The sequence below is a fragment of the Deltaproteobacteria bacterium genome (assembly GCA_021737785.1).
Classification (GTDB): Bacteria; Desulfobacterota; DSM-4660; order Desulfatiglandales; family Desulfatiglandaceae; genus AUK324.
This window is the reverse complement of the sequence record JAIPDI010000026.1, coordinates 14516-31402: the sequence shown is the minus strand read 5'-3', so window position 1 is coordinate 31402 and position 16887 is coordinate 14516. Positions and strand designations below refer to the sequence as shown.

Here is a 16887-nt window from a genome sequence, read left to right as displayed (position 1 = left end):
AAGGGTTAACCTGCCAGACTTTATAACTCATTTTTCCATAAACCTCATCTAATTTTTCATCCCTCTGTACAAAAAACAGGTTCCGGGATACACTCGGATCACTGAATGCGGAGTGACGAGTTGGGAGTTGAGAAACAATGTCATTAGTTCAAGAACACTTCGATGTGTCCTTGACGTCACCCCGGCGGAGGCCGGGGGTCCGGAGTGACGCGAATCCCGCAACAAGACCGGATTCCGGATTTCGCCAAAATGACGTTGGAAATATCCATGCCGAATAAGGCCGCTCTGTGGTTAAGGACAGCAGAGCCTCCAGGGGACACCTTGAAAACAGATCTGAAGGGGCTGAACGCCCTTGAAACAGAACAATGGGCCGTTGAACACGGTCTTGCGCCCTACCGGGGGAGGCAGATCCGGCACTGGCTCCTGAACCGGCTTGCCGTATCCTGCGATGAGATGCAGAACCTCCCGAAACCCGTCCGGGCCCTTGTCATGGAAAAGGCCCTCATTGCGCCGCTCGAAGAGGTGAAGACCTTAATCTCTGAGGACGGGACCCGGAAATATCTCTTCAGGCTCCGGGACGGCCACCTGATCGAATCGGTCCTTATCCCCGAGCGGGACCACCTTACCCTCTGCATCTCTTCCCAGGCAGGCTGTGCCATGGGGTGCCGTTTCTGTCTCACAGGGAAGCAGGGGTTCAAGAGAGACCTGGCGCCATCGGAGATCATTGAACAGATTATCCTGATCAAACGGTCGCTGGTCTTGCGGGAGCGGTTGACCAATATCGTGCTCATGGGGATGGGAGAGCCCCTTGCCAATTATGATGCCGTGATCAGGGCAATCGGAAACATGGTGGCCGCGGATGGGATGAATCTGTCTCACAAGAAGATAACCCTCTCCACCTGCGGTCTGGTCCCGGGGATCATGCGGCTGGGACAGGATACGACGGTCAACCTGGCGGTCTCCCTGAATGCGGCCGACGATGCGACCCGGAGCCGGCTGATGCCCGTCAACCGGAAATACCCTATCGGCCGTCTTATTCAGGCGTGCAGGGAGTTTCCCCTTCCCAATCGGCGGATGATCACCTTTGAGTACATCCTGATCCACGGCGTCAACGATCGGGACGAGGATGCCCTGAGGCTGACAGGACTTCTTTCGGGGCTCCGGGCCAAGATCAATCTCATCCCGCTGAACGCCTCATCGGGCGCCGACATGTCCCCGCCGCCGATGGAGCGGATCCTTCGGTTCCAGGAGATCCTGGCCGGCCGCCATTTCACGGCCATGATCCGAAAAAGCAAGGGGAGGGACATCCTGGCCGCATGCGGCCAGCTGACCGGGACATATGCGGCGTCAAGTGATCCCAAGTGACTGAAGTGAGCTAAAGTGCCTAAAGTGCCTAAAGTTGAGGAACGGCAATAAGCAATGCGCCAAAAGGTGAAAGGGCAAACTTGAAAGCAACCGGAAACGTGCAACCTGTGACCAGCAAACATGAGCCATCAGCTATCCGCTATCAGCTATCATCCAGTATCCAGCATCCAGTAACGAGTAACGAGAACACGAGGACCTGATGAGAAAACTGAATCCCGACCATATCGCGGCCGTTGCCGGCCGCGTCAACGCCTGTCCCTATTTCAGCCTCCTCTCCATGGAGATAATCACCCTCGGCCCCGGCACGTCTCTGCTGAAGATAGACGTACAAGAGAAGCATCTCCAGCCCTACGGGATCGTCCACGGAGGGGTCTACTCCTCCATGATCGATGCCGCGGGTTTCTGGGCCAGCTATACGGAGATCGAAGACCCTCTTGCACTGACCACCGTGGAGATGAAGTTGAATTACCTTGCCCCTGCAGCAGGCGGCATATTCACGGCAAGGGGAAAAGTGATTAAAACCGGAAAGACCATCTGCCTGGCCGAAGCGGCCATCTTGGATGAGAAGAAACGGCTCCTGGCCCATGGAACGGCCACCATGATGGTCCTGGAGTCCCTGCAATTGCAGGGACAGTCCGGTTTTCCGCCCAAGTTTTTGGATTAGCCGGCTTCGGGGGATGCCCCCTGCAGACAGTGGGCAATCTGGCGGGCCAGGAGGGGGGCGTTTCCGGCGGCCCGGTTGTTGACGATAACCGTGATGGGGGTTCCTGCATCCATGGCCGTGGTGATCATCCGTTGGGTGTCCTCCACCATTCCGGGGGTCTGCATCCCCTTGATCAGCGCATTAAAGGGATGGGCCCGGGCATAGGCGTCCTCGTATCGCAACTCCCTCGGGGTCATCAGGCGGATCATTGCACTTTTTTGATTAAAAAACCGCTTCCCTCCCATGGAAAACTGTCTGGAGAGCGGCGGGAGCCAGGTCCAGTGGGACAGGACCTGCCCTACCCCGTATGTTTTCAGGACCTCAAAGACAGGACCGGTCAGCAGGGCCTCGGTGCGAAGCTCCACGTGGTACCGGTCGTCCTCTGGAATGGCCTTGAAAAAGGTTTCCAGGGCGGCGGCCGTTTCTCCGGGAGGGGTCCGGCTGTCCTTCCGCTGGTATTCCTGCTCAAAGACAATGGCATGGAGCCAGGGATTCAAAAGGGCTACGGCCGGTTCATAGAACTGCCGGATAAACACATGGGGATTCAGATAGGATTCGTTCTCAACACGGCCGGATCCCCGGTACAGGTGTTTCGCAAAAATGACCTGGGGCGCCTTCAGGACCAGCCGATCCCCGTCCTGAAGGTGCCGGCAATAGGTTTCAAGGAGGTGAAAGACCCGGGTGGGGTCCCCGTTCGTTTCCCGCAGGGGCATATAAAAGGTGAAATCCAGTTCGAGTGCCCTGAAGTGTTCAAAATATTCCCGGACAGAGGCCACGGGAAGGACCTCTTCCACAAAGGTCTTCCCCCCCACTTTCTTGGTCCGCCGGGTGATCCCCCCGGCATACCGTTCCCGGGTATAGATCTGACCCAGCCAGCCGGCATACCGGTCGCTGGCGGTCCCCAAAAACAAAAGGGGATGGAGGTCCCGAAACTGAAACGCGTCAATCCCGGCCATATCGGAGGTTTCCCTGTCCATTCATCCGTTCAGGCCGGTTCTACCCTGCAGGGAACATATCTGTGCAGCGGCGTGGCCGCGATCCGGTCCCTGTGGTGATTGCGGGTCAATTGATTGACATTGACCCCATAGACCCTGCCGTCGTATTCAAGACCGAATCCATGGGGGATCATGACCGTACCCGGGGCCGGAATGTCCGAGATCTCCACAGGCAGGCTGGCCCTGGAGGCCTCGGTCACGATCCATGCCGCTTCCCCGTCCCGAATATTGAGGGCCCCTGCGTCTTTCGGGTTCATGAGAAGGGTGCAGACCGGCTCATGGTCATTCCATGCAGGGTCCCGCATGATGCTGTTGGCGGTATAGGGGAAATGCCGCCCTGCCACCAGCACCATCGGGAAAGCGTCGTTTTTGAGGGCGGCCCTCTCCGGTTCCGGAGCGATCTCCTCCATCCAGCCGGCCAGTTCCTCGATGTAGAGGTGGATACGCTTGTCCGGGGTCTTCAGTTCCTCGAGGTTTTGATCCGGGTCCAATTTTCCGATCAGGATCCCTTCGGGGTGATCCAGGAGACCCTGAAACAGATCGTCCCCCAGAAACGGCGCTACCTCATATCCGGCCCGGGTCAACGGCTCCACCGCGTGCGGGGGGTACATGAGCATCAGACCCCAGACCGCTGCCAGGTGGGCGGAATGAAGAGACGGCCCCAGGGTGTCGGCCACCACAAGCGGGAGCATCCGTGCGGCCTTCCTGTCCCCCCCTGTGAACTTGAGGAGTTCCAGGGCAAAGGCCTTTCTGTCTCCCTGCGCAGCCTCATACAGAGACGGGGGGATGTCCGGCATGAGTCCCAGCTTTTTGGCCAGCCGCAGGTAGATCTCCCCCTCCTCCAGAGGGTCCCCCAGTGCCTCGCAGGAGGGATGCCGGAGCTGGAAGTAGACCTCGGGAAAGGTGAGGCTGAAAAAGGCGGCATCCCATTTTTCAAAGGCCGATGCGGCCGGAAGCACATAGTGACTCATGGCCGCGGTCTCTGTCAGGGCGATCTCGATGGTGACCAGCAAATCGAGGGCCTTGAACGCCTCGTTGTAGGCCGAGGTGTCGGCGTAGGACCTTAAGGGATTGGACCCGCTGATGATCATGGCCCTGAGACGGTCCTTATTCCGGGACATGATTTCCTCCGGCACCACATTGGGGGGAAAATATCCCATGATGGCGGGGATCCCGGTTTCCATGGTGCGCCACGTCCCCGGGTCCCGTTCATCGGAATGAGGCCCCATCGGCATCAGGTGTCCCGCAAACACGTTGCCTCCGGGCGTGCCGATACGGCCGCAGACCGCCATGAGGAGCATCTCGAGATACGAGTTCAAGGTGCTCTGCCTGTCCATGAGGAGCCCCAGATCGGTCCTCATGGCGGTGGGCTCCGCGGCGTAGATCCGGGCAACCTCCCTGACCGCGTGGCCGGTGACGCCGCAGACCTCGAGCGCGGCAGCCACATCCCACCCCTTGAACCACGATGAGATCCTGTCGAATCCAACGGTATTGTCTTCGATGTAGGTCCTGTCTTCCCATCCCTCCTGAAGGATGATGGCGATCATGGACTTCAGGAAGAGGGCGGCCGTGCCGATCCGGATCTGGATGTGTTGGTCCGCCCGTTGGGCCGTCTCGCTCCTCAAGGGGTCCACCACAATAAGCTGTTTTTGCGGATCTTTTGCAAACGCGGTGATCCGGTTTCTGGCCCGGTTGACGCCGGCATTGCTGACATATCCGTTCCAGCCGATCACCAGAAAATTCCTGGCCCGGTCCAGATCAGGGACCAGATGGAGGTGCTGCCTTCCGTAGGCCCTCCCGTTGATCCAGAAAAGCCCGGTTAATTCCTGGGCCAGGGGTGAGTAGTGATATTGGGAACCCAATGACGTGAGGAGGGTCCGTCCGAAAGCGGTCTCCATATGGCTCCCCTGACCCCCGCCGCCCATATACGCCAATGACCGCGGACCATGGGTCCTGACAATGGTGTCCAGTCTTTCGGCGATTTCGGCGATGGCCTGGTCCCAGCCGATCTTCCGAAATCCATCCCCGTCCCGCTTCAGGGGATGGGTCAGGCGCTCCTTATGGGCCTGATAATGCGCGATCCGCATCCCTTTTCGGCAGATATACCCCTTTGTCCTCGGATGGGCCTTATCGGGCCTCACCTTCACAATCCGGTTGCCTTCTGTGAGGACTTCAAGGCCGCAATTGTGATAGCAAAGCGCACAAAATGTCTTTTTCCATTCCACCATATCCGCCTCCTCTCTGACACCCTGTTATGGGACGCGGGGTACCCGCTTCTCTGCCCGGTTCAATCTTGATGGTCTCGTAAAAAGTCAGGAAATGTCATTTTCGTCAATCAGTTACAAAACCTCTGGACCCCGTTTTTCAACGGGGTGACGACTTTTTACGAATGCATCAATCTTTATTTCCCAAAAATCCCAAAAAATCAATAGTTGTGAAAGGGGTTGAAATACGCTAATTTGGCCATCAAAACAGTCCGGCCCCGGGTGCGGCGTCTTTTCCCGGATAAAGGGCCATGATGTGTGTTCCCTCACTGCGTCATCGACTCCCGGCAGTGCGCCGTCGCCTGATGAACTCGAAAGCGGATAGCCGCAACCAAAACGGCTGTGTGCTGTCCCGTGATTCCGGCATGTCCCTGGCCGGAATCCGGTCCCCCGTACTTCTGGATTCCGGCTGGAATCGTGCCGGAATGACAGAATGCTAAGTACATGTTGTCATAAATACGATGACGCACTTCGCCACCTTGGATCCCGGCTTTCGCCGGGATGACAAGAAGTGATTATTGCCCGTCATTCCTGCGGAGGCAGGAATCCAGAGAAGCGAGTATCAACATACGATCCAATTGAGAAATACGTCACCGTATTTATGATCCAGAGCACTAAGCGTGCAGTGGAAGGGTGGCCATATTTTCTTGTTTTTCATGACAGAAGACCAGGGAATAAGCCACTAATATGCCCGGTGATACGGTCTTCGGCAAGCAAAATGATGATGAATATGAGGTCACATGTAACCAAGATTGCACGTCTGGTGCTCCAGGGACTCCTCATCCTGGGCATCTCCTTCCTGTTGGGTGAGATTACCGTACGTACCTATCATTATTTTAACCCCCTGTTCATTTTTTTTGATGATTCCTATAACCGGTTTCGGGGGAGACCCTTCTCCTATGACTGGGATTTCAAGCTCAACTCTCAAGGATTCAAGGACACGGAATTTGGTCAAAAAGATGATGATGCCTATCGTATTTTGGGCATCGGAGACTCGTTTGCGTATGGCGTCGTCCCATATGCATACAATTATCTGACCCTTCTCGAGTCCCAACTCAGGGAAGAAGGCCTGAGGGCCGAGGTATTCAATATGGGGATTCCGAGTATCGGGCCGAAAGACTACTTTTCCTTGCTGATACGGGAAGGCCTTCAGCTCCGGCCGGATATGGTGCTGTTGTCGTTTTTTATCGGCAACGATATCCTCGAAAGTCACAGAGACCGGAAATGGTATTCCTACTCTTACGTGGCGTCCTTGATTCATTATATGGTGAAAATCCGGCCGAAATACGAAGGCCGGATAATTCACGGCAAAAATGTGTATTGTGATACCTGTCCCACCTTTGCTCCAGAACTTTATCTGCAGATTGAATCAGATCGAAGCCGCATCTATATGACCGCGGACGCGGATACCCCCCCTTTTGACGAGGCGCTGGACTGCTTGAGGCAACTCCGGGATGTGTGCCGAAAAAACGGGATTGACCTGGTTGTGGTGCTGATTCCGGACGAAGTCCAGATCAACGACGTCCTCCAGAGGGAGGTCCGCAACCGGCTTTCAGTAAATCAAAGCAGGTGGAATATACAACTTCCAAACAACATACTGACTGCCGGATTGAAAGAGATGGGGGTCGATTATGTGGATTTATATCCGCATTTTGTCAAAGAGGCCGAAGAGAACCGGTTGTATAAGCCGCGGGATACCCATTGGAATATTGCCGGAAATCAGTTCGCTGCTGATATCATTTCAAATCATCTCCGCGGGTATGTAACCAAATAAAATATCGCGTATCTCTTACCGGAGTCCCCTTTTTGCAATATAATCCGGTTCATGGTATTTTTTAACCCTACAACGCAACTTGCCACTCCGTCATTCCGGCGAAGGCCGGAATCCAGCCAGAGGGAGATGCAAGATGGCTTATTTTTGGTTCGGTGCTTATATAAGGAGTCCTGGATGCCGGTCGAAGATCCCGTACTTGCGGGGATCAAGTCCGGCATGACAGGATGCAAAATAGGGTGATCTCGGTAACATTCGTTGTAGGGTTAAGAATAGAAGACATTATTTAAATTGATGATCGGAATTTGCAAATTGTGCAGATTTGTCGGTATAATTTCCCATACATCGTGAATCCCTTTTTCAGGCAACGAGGAATCAGATTATGGCTGAAGACCTTGAATCCTTTGTGAAAAAGCTTCAATCAGAGGGGATCGATGCGGCCAAAGCGGCCGCTGAAAGGGTGAGGAAAGAGGCCGAGGAAAGGGCCGAAGAGATCCTCGCCTGCGCCCGTGAGGAGGCGGAAAAAATAGTTCAACAGGCCCGGGAGGAGGCAGCGCAACAACACTCCCGTGCCCGGTCTGAGCTGAAGATGGCCGTGAGGGATACCGTGCTCCGTCTTCGGGAATCCCTCGGCCGCGCCATGTCCGCGGTAATCGCGCAGAGGGTCAAAGAAGGGTTTGAAGACGGTTCCTATCTGAGGAAGATCATCAGGGACGTGGTCACGGCCTATGCCCATGGGGATGCGGGCCGGGAGAGACAGGTGGAGGTGCAGGTCTCCAGGGATATGACGGATGACTGGGTCCGGGACGTCCTGAAGGATCTCTCTCACCAGCTTCATCAACCGGATAACACCCGGGTGAAGGCGGTCCTCTCCAGGGCCGGCTTTGATTACCGGGTCGATGGCGCCACCATTGAGGTAAGCCCCGAGTCGGTGACAGAGGCCCTGCTGGAGATGGTGAATCCAAATCTGCAGGGGATCATCAGCGAGGCGTTAACAGGCGAGACCGCGTGAGATCCGGACCATGGGGCGAAAACACTACTATCTCCTCACCGCCCTTCCGTCGCTTATGCAGTTTGGAAGCGCTCCCCCCCTTGGGAAATCGGAATTTCTCACCATGGTGCGGGATTCCGGGGGGCCCGGATCTGCCGTGGAAGTGCTGCTGCTGGGGGATGATCTCCTTGAGCGGGAAGCGGTCCTGAGCGGTGAGATAAACCTAGATGAGGTGGACCTGAGTGTCCTTTCCGCGGCCCAGGCCTCCGGGGCCCGCCCCCTGCCGGAATTCCTGATCGCCAGGGGGCCGCAGGATGAAAAGGTCTCCCGGGAGGTCCTTTCCGTGGACATCCTGTGGGGCCGCTATTTTCATTATGCCGCCAATATGGCCGACCGCCTGGGGAGCCGCTTTCTGGGCGACTGGGTGGCCTATGAGGTGGGCCTGAGAAACGCCCTTGCCCGGGAGCGTGCAGCCACGCTGGGCCTGGATGCACGGCCCTATCTGGTGGCGGAGGAGCTGGGAAATCCCGGCGCGGTTTTTCACCGGGAACTGGAGGCATGGAAACGGGCGCCCGACCCCCTGGCAGGTCTCGAGGCCCTGGAGCGGGTTCGCTGGCAATGGCTTGAGGAACAGACGCCCTGGTACGATTTCGGGGATGACGAGGTGCTCGCATACGGGGCCAAGCTCCTGTCGCTGCTTCGTTGGCGCCGGATACTCCGGGACGAACATGGGGAAAAGGGAGTGTCGTGAGGGGCAGAATCATAGCTGTATTCGGTAATATGGTCATTGCAGAGACCGAAGGCGAGGTCACAAAGAATTCCGTAGGCGTATGCCACCGCCGGGATGGTGTGTCTCTTTTGTGTGAGATCATCCGCATCCGTGGAAACCGGGCGGACCTGCAGGTCTTTGAAGAGACCCGGGGCCTGCGCATCGGAGACCGGGTGGAGTTCAGACCGGAGATGCTCTCGGCAACCCTGGGACCGGGTCTCTTGGGCCAGATCTACGACGGTCTTCAGAAGCCCCTGCCCCGGCTGGCGGAAAAGAACGGGTATTATCTGACCCCGGGGAGCGATATGCCGGCCCTGGACACGGAACGTGAGTGGGAATGGACGCCCCGGGTTCGCCCCGGAGAGATTGTCCTGGCAGGGGATGCCCTGGGGAGCGTGCCTGAAGGGATTTTCGATCATCCGATCATGGTCCCCTTTGGCTGGACCGGCGAGTTTACGGTGGAGGAGGTCACAAAGGCGGGGACCCATACCATCGACGATACCGTCGCCGTGCTCGGGGACCCTGAAGGACATGAGCGGACCGTTTCCATGCAGCAGTCCTGGCCTGTCAAGCGGCCCCTCTGCGTGGCCGGAAAACGGATGATGCCCAGCGACCCGCTGGTCACCCGCATCCGCATTATCGATTCCATGTTTCCCATTGCCCGCGGGGGGACCTACTGCATTCCCGGACCCTTCGGCGCAGGGAAGACCGTGCTTCAGCAGGTCACCTCCCGCAATGCAGAGGTGGATATCGTCATCATTACGGCCTGCGGGGAACGTGCCGGCGAGATAGTGGAGACCATCCGGGAATTCCCCAAACTGGAAGATCCCCGCACCGGCAGGAGCCTCATGGAAAGGACCATCATCGTGTGCAATACATCGGCCATGCCGGTGGCTGCCCGGGACGCCTCCGTCTATACCGGCATCACCCTGGCGGAATATTATCGCCAGGCCGGGTTGCACGTCCTGTTTCTGGCCGATTCCACCAGCCGATGGGCCCAGGCCATGCGGGAGATCTCCGGGCGGCTGGAGGAGATCCCCGGAGAGGAGGCCTTTCCCGCCTATCTGGAGAGCCGCATCGCCGGATTCTATGAGCGGGCCGGGATGATCCGGCTGCGCAACGGAAAGGAGGCCTCGGTGACCATCGGCGGCACGGTGAGTCCGGCCGGGGGAAATTTTGACGAACCGGTCACCCAGGCCACCCTCAAGGTGGTGGGGGCCTTTCACGGGCTCAGCCGTGAACGGAGCGACGCCCGCCGGTATCCGGCCATCGATCCGACGGACAGTTGGAGCAAATACCGGGGGATCATCGATCCGGAAAAGACGGCCTGGGTCCGGTCCCTTTTGCGGCGCAGCGAAGAGGTGCGCCAGATGATCGCCGTGGTGGGGGAAGAAGGGACCCCGATGGACGATTTCACCCTCATGCTCAAGGCCGATTTTTTTGACGCCGCCTACCTCCAGCAGAACGCCTTTGACCCGGTGGACGGGGCCACCCCCAGGGAGCGGCAGCAGTTCGTGTTTGACAAGGCCCTGGAAATCCTGCATCTCCATTTTGAATTCAAGCATAAGGACCAGGCCCGGGAAGTGATGGTTCGGATCACCAGCCTGTTTCGGAACTGGAATTACCTGGCATGGGACCCCGGCGTCCTCCTTCCTGACCAGGCCCCGGAAAGCCGGGGGCAGGACTCGGAGTTCAAGCGGCTGCTGGAAGAGATCGACGGGTTTATCCGCACCATGGGGGGGGCGGCCGATGAGAAGCGGGAAGGAGGGCGCTTCGAACATACCGGGCGTGAAATAGAGGGAGGAGGGGGGCCTGGGGAGGAAGAGGAGGATCACCGCAGCGGGCTGCACAAGTGCGTCAAGTCGGTGAGGGGAGATGGAAGGCCGCGGAGCAGGAAGACGCTGACAGGAGAATACCCGGATTGGGAAGAGGAGGAGTCCGGATCATAGACATGAAAAGAAATACGGCATTCAGGTTGGAAGTACGCCATGCGAAAATACTATGATGAAATTACCCGTATCGCCGGAAGCGTGGCCACGGTCCGGGCCCGGGACGTGGGGTATGACGAACTGGCGGTTATTTACACCTCCTTTGGGCCGTCCCTGGCCCAGGTGATCCGTCTGGAAGCGGATGAGGTGAGCTTTCAGATCTTCGGGGGCACGGAAGGGGTTTCCACCGGGGACCGGGTCCGGTTTCTGGGGCGGCCCATGCAGGTCTCATTTTCTTCATCCCTCCTGGGCCGTGCGTTCGACGGGTCCGGCAGACCTCGGGACAACCGGCCGGAAATCCGGGAAGGAGTGATCGATATCGGGTCCCCGGCGGTGAATCCGGTGAAACGGAGACAGCCGGACCGGATGATCCATACGGGCATTCCGATGATCGACGTCTTCAACACCCTGGTGGAATCGCAGAAACTCCCCATATTTTCCGTTGCCGGCGAACCCTACAACGACCTCCTCTCCCGGGTGGGCCTCCAGGCGGACGCGGATGTGATCCTGTTGGGCGGCATGGGGCTCCGCTATGATGATTATCTGACCTTTCGCAGCACCTTTGAGCAGGGGGGGGTGCTGGAGCGGACCATCATGTTTATTCATACGGCCGCGGATCCAGTGGTGGAGTGTCTCCTGGTCCCGGACCTCTGCCTGGCTGTGGCAGAGCAGTATGCGCTGGAGGGGAAGCGGGCCCTAGTGCTTCTCACGGATATGACCGCCTTTGCAGACGCCCTCAAGGAAATCGCCATTACCATGGAACAGGTCCCGTCCAATCGGGGATATCCGGGCGATCTGTATACGCAGATGGCCCGGAGATACGAAAAGGCCGTTGATTTTGACGGGGCAGGGTCCATGACCGTTCTGGCCTGCGTGACCATGCCCGGCGACGATGTGACCCACCCGGTCCCGGACAATACCGGATATATCACGGAAGGCCAGCTCTATCTGCGCAACGGGCGGATCGAGCCGTTCGGGTCCCTCTCCCGGCTCAAGCAGCTGGTGAACGGCGCCACCCGGGACGATCATCGGGCCATCATGGACGCCTGTATCCAGCTGTATGCCCAGTGCGACGACAGCCGCGAAAAGCAGGAGATGGGATTTGAGATGTCTGCATGGGACAGGAAACTCCTCGACTACGGGAATCTGTTTGAACGTAAAATGATGAATCTCCATGTGAATCTTTCTCTGTTCGATGCCCTGGACCAGTGCTGGGAGATCCTTGCGCAATGTTTTACCGCGGAAGAGACCGGGATTCGGAATACCATTGTTAAACAGCACTGGCCGGGGGGATGAGGAGGGGAAATGATTCAATGGGTCTCAGCTTTACGCCTTGAGTTCCGGACCTTCAGCAATCCCCCGGGGATCGTTTCACTTCCTTTAAGAAACCGGTATCCTGGCTGAGGGGAAGACCGAATGCCCAAGCCCAGAAAAAAGATCAAGTTCACCTGGGCCGCGCTCAAGGAAGAGCGAAATGCCCTGAGGCGCTTTGAACTCTATCTGCCCACGCTGCAGCTGAAACAGCAGCAGCTTCAACTGGCCCTGGGCCTGGTTTTGCGTGCACAGGAGGAGGCCCTTGACGCCCTTTCGTCCGTGGAAGCAAGGATCAGCGGGCATCAGGGGGTGTTTCGGGACAGGGGAGGGGTCAATATAGAGAAGATGGCTAAACCCGAACACGTCATCACCGGGATGAAAAACATGGCCGGGGTGCGTGTGCCGGCCTTTGAGTCTGTCTCGTTCCCCGAGGCCGTATACAGCCTCTTCGGAACCCCCCCCTGGGTGGACAGGGCTTTGGAGGATCTGCGGGAGAAGGGCCGGCGGGTGTCCCGGCTGAAGGTGGTGGAACAGCAGAAGGAATTGATCGAGGCCGAACTCAGGAAGGTGATGCAGCGGGTGAACCTGTTTGAAAAGATGATTATTCCGCAGACAGAGGAGAACATTCGGCGGATCCGTATCGCCCTGGGGGATGCCATGACCGCGGCGGTGGCCCGGGCCAAGATCGCAAAGGCCAAGCTGAACGCGCGGGAGGTGCAAAGACGGTCGGAGGAGGGACGCCCATGATCGTCTCCATGTCCCGCGCCCATATCGTGGCCCGGAAGGGGGATCAGGAGCAGTTGCTGGATCACCTGGGCCGCCTGGGACTTCTCCATGTGGAACCGGTGGATCCTCACAATGCCGTTCCCGAACCGGCGACGCTTCAGGAAATGGCCGACCTGAACCGCGCCGTACAGATCCTGTCCGCCATCCCCCCGCAAAAAGGCCCCGGAACGGATCAGCGGCCTGTGGACACGGCCCGGGGGGTCATCCGGTTGGAGGCCGGATTGCGTGAAAAAGAGTCCCGGCTCAAGGCCCTGTACCAACAGGCCAGGGAATTGGCGCTGTGGGGGAATGTCCGGCGCCAGGAGCTTTTGCAGCTCAAGGATATGGGGATCATCGTTCACTTCTTTGCCGTACCCGAGTCCCGGATACCCGACATAGAGGCCGAATGCGTGGAGGTCGTCGGGGATCTGCAAGGCGGTCGGCGGCTGGTGGCCGTGGTCCGGCGGAAGGGGACGGCCGCCCTGCCCGAAGAGGCCGAATTGATGCGGATTCCGCAGCAGGACCGGCCGTCTGTCCTGGCCATGGCCGCGCAGGTGGATGCGGAGATCAAGGCGGATTCCCGAAGGCTGGCCCGCCTCGCGGGTCAGATGACCGCCCTTGAAAGGGCGCAAGCGGCATTGGCAGCGGATCTGGAATACCAGATCGCGCGGCAAAGCGGTCTGGTTTTGGGAGACCTCTTTGCGGTTCAGGGATGGATTCCCAGCCATCGGGCCGAGGGCCTTGCCTCGGGGCTCCGGGAGGTTCAGATCCCTGCGGCGGTAGAAATACGCGACGCCCGGCAAGGGGAGCATCCGCCCAGCCTGATCCGCTACCCCCTCTGGGCAAGGCCTGTCAAGGCCCTGTTCGATCTGTTGGGGACGCTTCCGGGGTACCGCGAAATGGACCTTTCGCCCTTTTTCATGGCGGCCCTCCCCCTGTTTGCCGCCATGCTCATCGGCGATGCCGGATACGGGGTCTGCATCACCCTGACAACGCTCCTCTTTTCCAGACAGATCTCCCGGCGGTCCAGCAAAGAGACTGTCCGGCTCCTGGCGGCCTTCGGCCTGGCCACACTGGCATGGGGGGTGCTGACGGCCAACTATTTCGGAATCACCCCGGAAACCCTGGCCAGGGCCGGCGGGTTTACAGAATCCTCCCGGGCCGGGGCCCCGGTGGATTACCCGGCCCTCTCCTCGGGCACGGGGGGGTATGCCCGCATTGCGCAGATCATGGGGTGGGCCGCTCTCCTGTGGCGGCCGGATCCGGAAGCACACCGGTTCCTGATTCTCAAGGCATCCCTGGTGGTGGGATGCCTCCATCTCATTTCGGCCCATGTCCGCAGGCTCCTGGCCCTGTTCCCGGACCAGCGGGCCCTGGCGGAACTGGGCTGGATCGTGGTGCTGGGGGATATGCTGGTACTGATCTGGTATCTCCTTTTTATCGGTGCCGATCAACTGCCTTCCGGGGTATGGTGGGTGCTCCTGGGTGCGCTCCTGTTGCCCGTGTGGTTTGGAAGACCGGTAAAGGGGGTGGGGAGAAGGGCCTCTTTCGGATTGGCATCCTCCCTCCTCCCCCTGGTGAGCACCTTCAGTGACACCATGAGCTATCTCCGGCTGTTTGCGGTGGGCATGGCCAGCTATTATATTGCCATGGCATTTAACCTCCTGGGGGCCCGCATCGCAGACGGGGCCACGTGGTTTGCGGCCGGGCCGGTCCTTGTTTTCGGCCACGGGCTCAACATGGGGCTCGCGGGGATCGCCATCTTTGCCCATGGGGTCCGGTTGAACATGCTGGAGTTTTCCAATAATGCCGGGGTAGAGTGGAGCGGATATGCCTATCGCCCCTTTGCCCTGCGAAAACCCGATTTCGCTGGAGACAAAAGATCATGACCATTTTTGAATTTGCAGCGCAGATGTCCATCGGCCTGGTCCTGGCCGGCGCCGCCACCGGGAGCGTCCTGGGGATCGGGGCCGCGGCAAGGGCGGCCACCGGGGCATGGGCCAAAGAGGCACAGGCCGGAAAACCGCTCAACTTCTCCTATATCATTCTCATCGGCATGCCGCTTTCTCAAACCATCTACGGGTTTATCCTGATGCTGGTGGGGATCTCCCCCCTGGTGATCGGAGACGATCCCGCCACCGTCGGGCATGCGGGCACCCTTTTCGGCATCGGCCTGGCCGGCGGCCTGGCCGAGCTGCTCAGCGCATGGATGCAGGGCCTGATCGGGGCAGGGGCCTGCCGCGCCCTTTCCGAGGGGGAGGGAAAGGGGCTGGTCTTTATGATTATCGCCATGGGAATCGTGGAGACGGTGGGGCTGTTCGGCTTTGTATTCCTCCTCCTGGTGCTGCCGTAGAGACCTTTTTCACCTGTTTGCCGGGATGAGGTGTGGGTCCGGAATCCCGGCCATCCGCGGCGGAAGGCATATCCGGTTCCTGAAAGGAGCATAAAGATGAACGATCTGTTCCAGCGGTCCCGATCAGGCCGCCTATTAATCTTGTGCCTGTGCATCATCGCCTTTTGGTGTGCCGGATGCGCCGATGATTCCGCCGCCCCCGAGGCCGCTGCACCCATTGTGGTTTTCTCGGACGTCCACTTCACGCCTTTCTACGATCCGGAGATCTTCCGGGATCTGGTGGATGCCTCTCCGGATCTCTGGGCCGGAATTTTCAAAGGCTCCAGCATCACCGAGCCCCAGTCGTGGGGCAAAGAGACCAATTATCCCCTTTTCGAGCGAATGTTGCAGGCGGTTCGGAAGGCGTCTGTATCGTCTCCGCTGGTTCTCTTTCCGGGCGATATCCTGTCACACAAGTTCCGGGAGACCTTTTTCCGGCTATACGGTGAGGAGGACGAAGCCGCGGTGAGGTCCTTTGCCCACAAGACCTGCGCATTTTTTGCCGGTCAGGTCCGCGAGCACCTCTCCGGAACACCGGTAGTGTTTGTGCTGGGCAATAATGACGCCTATGCCGGGGATTACCGTCTGACCCCCGGAGGAGAGTTTCTCGCCGACACCTCGGATCTGTTCTATTCCACACTGCTTCTGGGCGGGGCGGATCCGGAAACCTTTCACAGGACCTACGCCGCGGGCGGGTACTACACGGCCCAGCCTTCCCGATCGCATGTCCTCTTTATATGCCTCAGCACCGTGCTCTTTTCGGTGCACTGGTCTTCGGACGGGGCCGCGGACGCGCCCATGAGACAACTGGACTGGCTGGAGCAGACCCTGTCCCATGCCGGGGCCCAGGGGAAAAGGGTCTGGATCCTCATGCATGTGCCGCCCGGGGCGGATGTATTCGCCACCGTATCCGGCTATATGGATGACACCGGCCGCATCTCTGATGCGCGCATGTTGTGGAAAACCGAGTATCAGGAGCGTTTCCTGGAGATCATCCGGCCTTATGAAGAGATGATCGAGGCCTGTTTCGCCGGGCACACGCACATGGACGAATACCGAATCATGTTTTATGGGGACGGCGACGCGTCGGAACCCATCCTGATCTCTCCGGCCGTGAGCCCCCAGTTCGGAAACAGCCCCGGGTTCAAGGCCTTCACCCTCTCCACCGCAGACTGGGCGCTTCAGGATTATCAATCGGTCGTCTATCCCCTTGAAATCCCGGACGGGACCTTTCAGACCTACTATGCCTTCTCCTCTGCATACGGTCTCGGCGGCCCGCTGAACCCGGCCCTCATTCGACTGGTGCCGGAACTGGCCGTCAGTGAGGCCCGGAGGATGAATTACCGCCGGTTCTACTATTCAGGCCATGATGCGGGAAATCCCATCACCGATATCAACTGGCCGGCATACTGGTGCGCCATCGGAAACATGTCCAAGGACGCCTATATGGGATGCGTAAACGGATATCCATAGATCATGACTGCCCCTCAGGCGGAAAAAGGATCGGATGCAATACCGAAGACCGGCGGAGACACAAAGGGATAACCGCCAGGCACAAAAAAAGGGAGGC

At 58.6% G+C, this 16887-nt stretch carries 13 protein-coding genes; 11 read left to right on the top strand and 2 right to left on the bottom strand.

Features of this window, described 5'->3' with window-relative positions:
* Positions 1 to 267 precede the first annotated feature (267 nt).
* On the top strand, positions 268 to 1365 hold the full coding sequence (rlmN, locus tag K9N21_13785; protein ID MCF8144982.1) for a 23S rRNA (adenine(2503)-C(2))-methyltransferase RlmN: 1098 nt from the start codon (positions 268 to 270) through the stop codon (positions 1363 to 1365).
* A 199-nt stretch (positions 1366 to 1564) separates the two neighbouring features.
* The gene (locus tag K9N21_13780) at positions 1565 to 2029 is read left to right on the top strand and encodes a PaaI family thioesterase (protein MCF8144981.1); all 465 of its coding nucleotides are present in this window, start codon (positions 1565 to 1567) and stop codon (positions 2027 to 2029) included.
* On the opposite strand, the gene K9N21_13775 is transcribed toward K9N21_13780, so the two are convergent.
* Complete coding sequence (locus tag K9N21_13775) at positions 2026 to 3045, bottom strand: DUF72 domain-containing protein (GenBank protein MCF8144980.1); 1020 nt, start codon at positions 3043 to 3045, stop codon at positions 2026 to 2028. The two genes, K9N21_13780 and K9N21_13775, sit on opposite strands and share 4 nt — an antisense overlap.
* A gap of 8 nt (positions 3046 to 3053) precedes the next feature.
* Positions 3054 to 5291, bottom strand: a complete 2238-nt coding sequence (locus K9N21_13770; GenBank protein ID MCF8144979.1) for a molybdopterin-dependent oxidoreductase — start codon at positions 5289 to 5291, stop codon at positions 3054 to 3056.
* A 766-nt stretch (positions 5292 to 6057) separates the two neighbouring features.
* Between K9N21_13770 and K9N21_13765 the strand changes: the two genes are divergently transcribed.
* The 9 genes from K9N21_13765 to K9N21_13725 all read left to right on the top strand — a co-directional run bounded on the left by K9N21_13765 (position 6058) and on the right by K9N21_13725 (position 16790).
* Positions 6058 to 7101, top strand: a complete 1044-nt coding sequence (locus K9N21_13765; GenBank protein ID MCF8144978.1) for an SGNH/GDSL hydrolase family protein — start codon at positions 6058 to 6060, stop codon at positions 7099 to 7101.
* A 379-nt stretch (positions 7102 to 7480) separates the two neighbouring features.
* Entirely contained in the window at positions 7481 to 8110 is a 630-nt protein-coding gene (locus K9N21_13760; GenBank protein ID MCF8144977.1) for a hypothetical protein, read from the top strand.
* 10 nt (positions 8111 to 8120) lie between these two features.
* Positions 8121 to 8840 carry a DUF2764 domain-containing protein gene (locus tag K9N21_13755; GenBank protein ID MCF8144976.1) on the top strand — a complete coding sequence of 240 codons (720 nt, stop codon included), beginning with the start codon at positions 8121 to 8123 and terminating at the stop codon, positions 8838 to 8840.
* A gap of 29 nt (positions 8841 to 8869) precedes the next feature.
* On the top strand, positions 8870 to 10807 hold the full coding sequence (locus K9N21_13750) for a V-type ATP synthase subunit A (protein ID MCF8144975.1): 1938 nt from the start codon (positions 8870 to 8872) through the stop codon (positions 10805 to 10807).
* Positions 10808 to 10846: 39 nt separating this feature from the next.
* Positions 10847 to 12142, top strand: a complete 1296-nt coding sequence (locus K9N21_13745) for a V-type ATP synthase subunit B (protein ID MCF8144974.1) — start codon at positions 10847 to 10849, stop codon at positions 12140 to 12142.
* A 120-nt stretch (positions 12143 to 12262) separates the two neighbouring features.
* Complete coding sequence (locus K9N21_13740; GenBank protein ID MCF8144973.1) at positions 12263 to 12907, top strand: V-type ATP synthase subunit D; 645 nt, start codon at positions 12263 to 12265, stop codon at positions 12905 to 12907.
* Positions 12904 to 14814 (top strand): hypothetical protein, encoded by a 1911-nt coding sequence (locus tag K9N21_13735; GenBank protein MCF8144972.1) that lies wholly within the window; start codon positions 12904 to 12906, stop codon positions 14812 to 14814. Before K9N21_13740 ends, K9N21_13735 begins: the two co-directional genes overlap by 4 nt.
* A gap of 23 nt (positions 14815 to 14837) precedes the next feature.
* On the top strand, positions 14838 to 15278 hold the full coding sequence (locus tag K9N21_13730) for a V-type ATP synthase subunit K (GenBank protein ID MCF8144971.1): 441 nt from the start codon (positions 14838 to 14840) through the stop codon (positions 15276 to 15278).
* Between the two features lie 96 nt (positions 15279 to 15374).
* On the top strand, positions 15375 to 16790 hold the full coding sequence (locus K9N21_13725) for a metallophosphoesterase (GenBank protein MCF8144970.1): 1416 nt from the start codon (positions 15375 to 15377) through the stop codon (positions 16788 to 16790).
* Positions 16791 to 16887 lie beyond the last annotated feature (97 nt).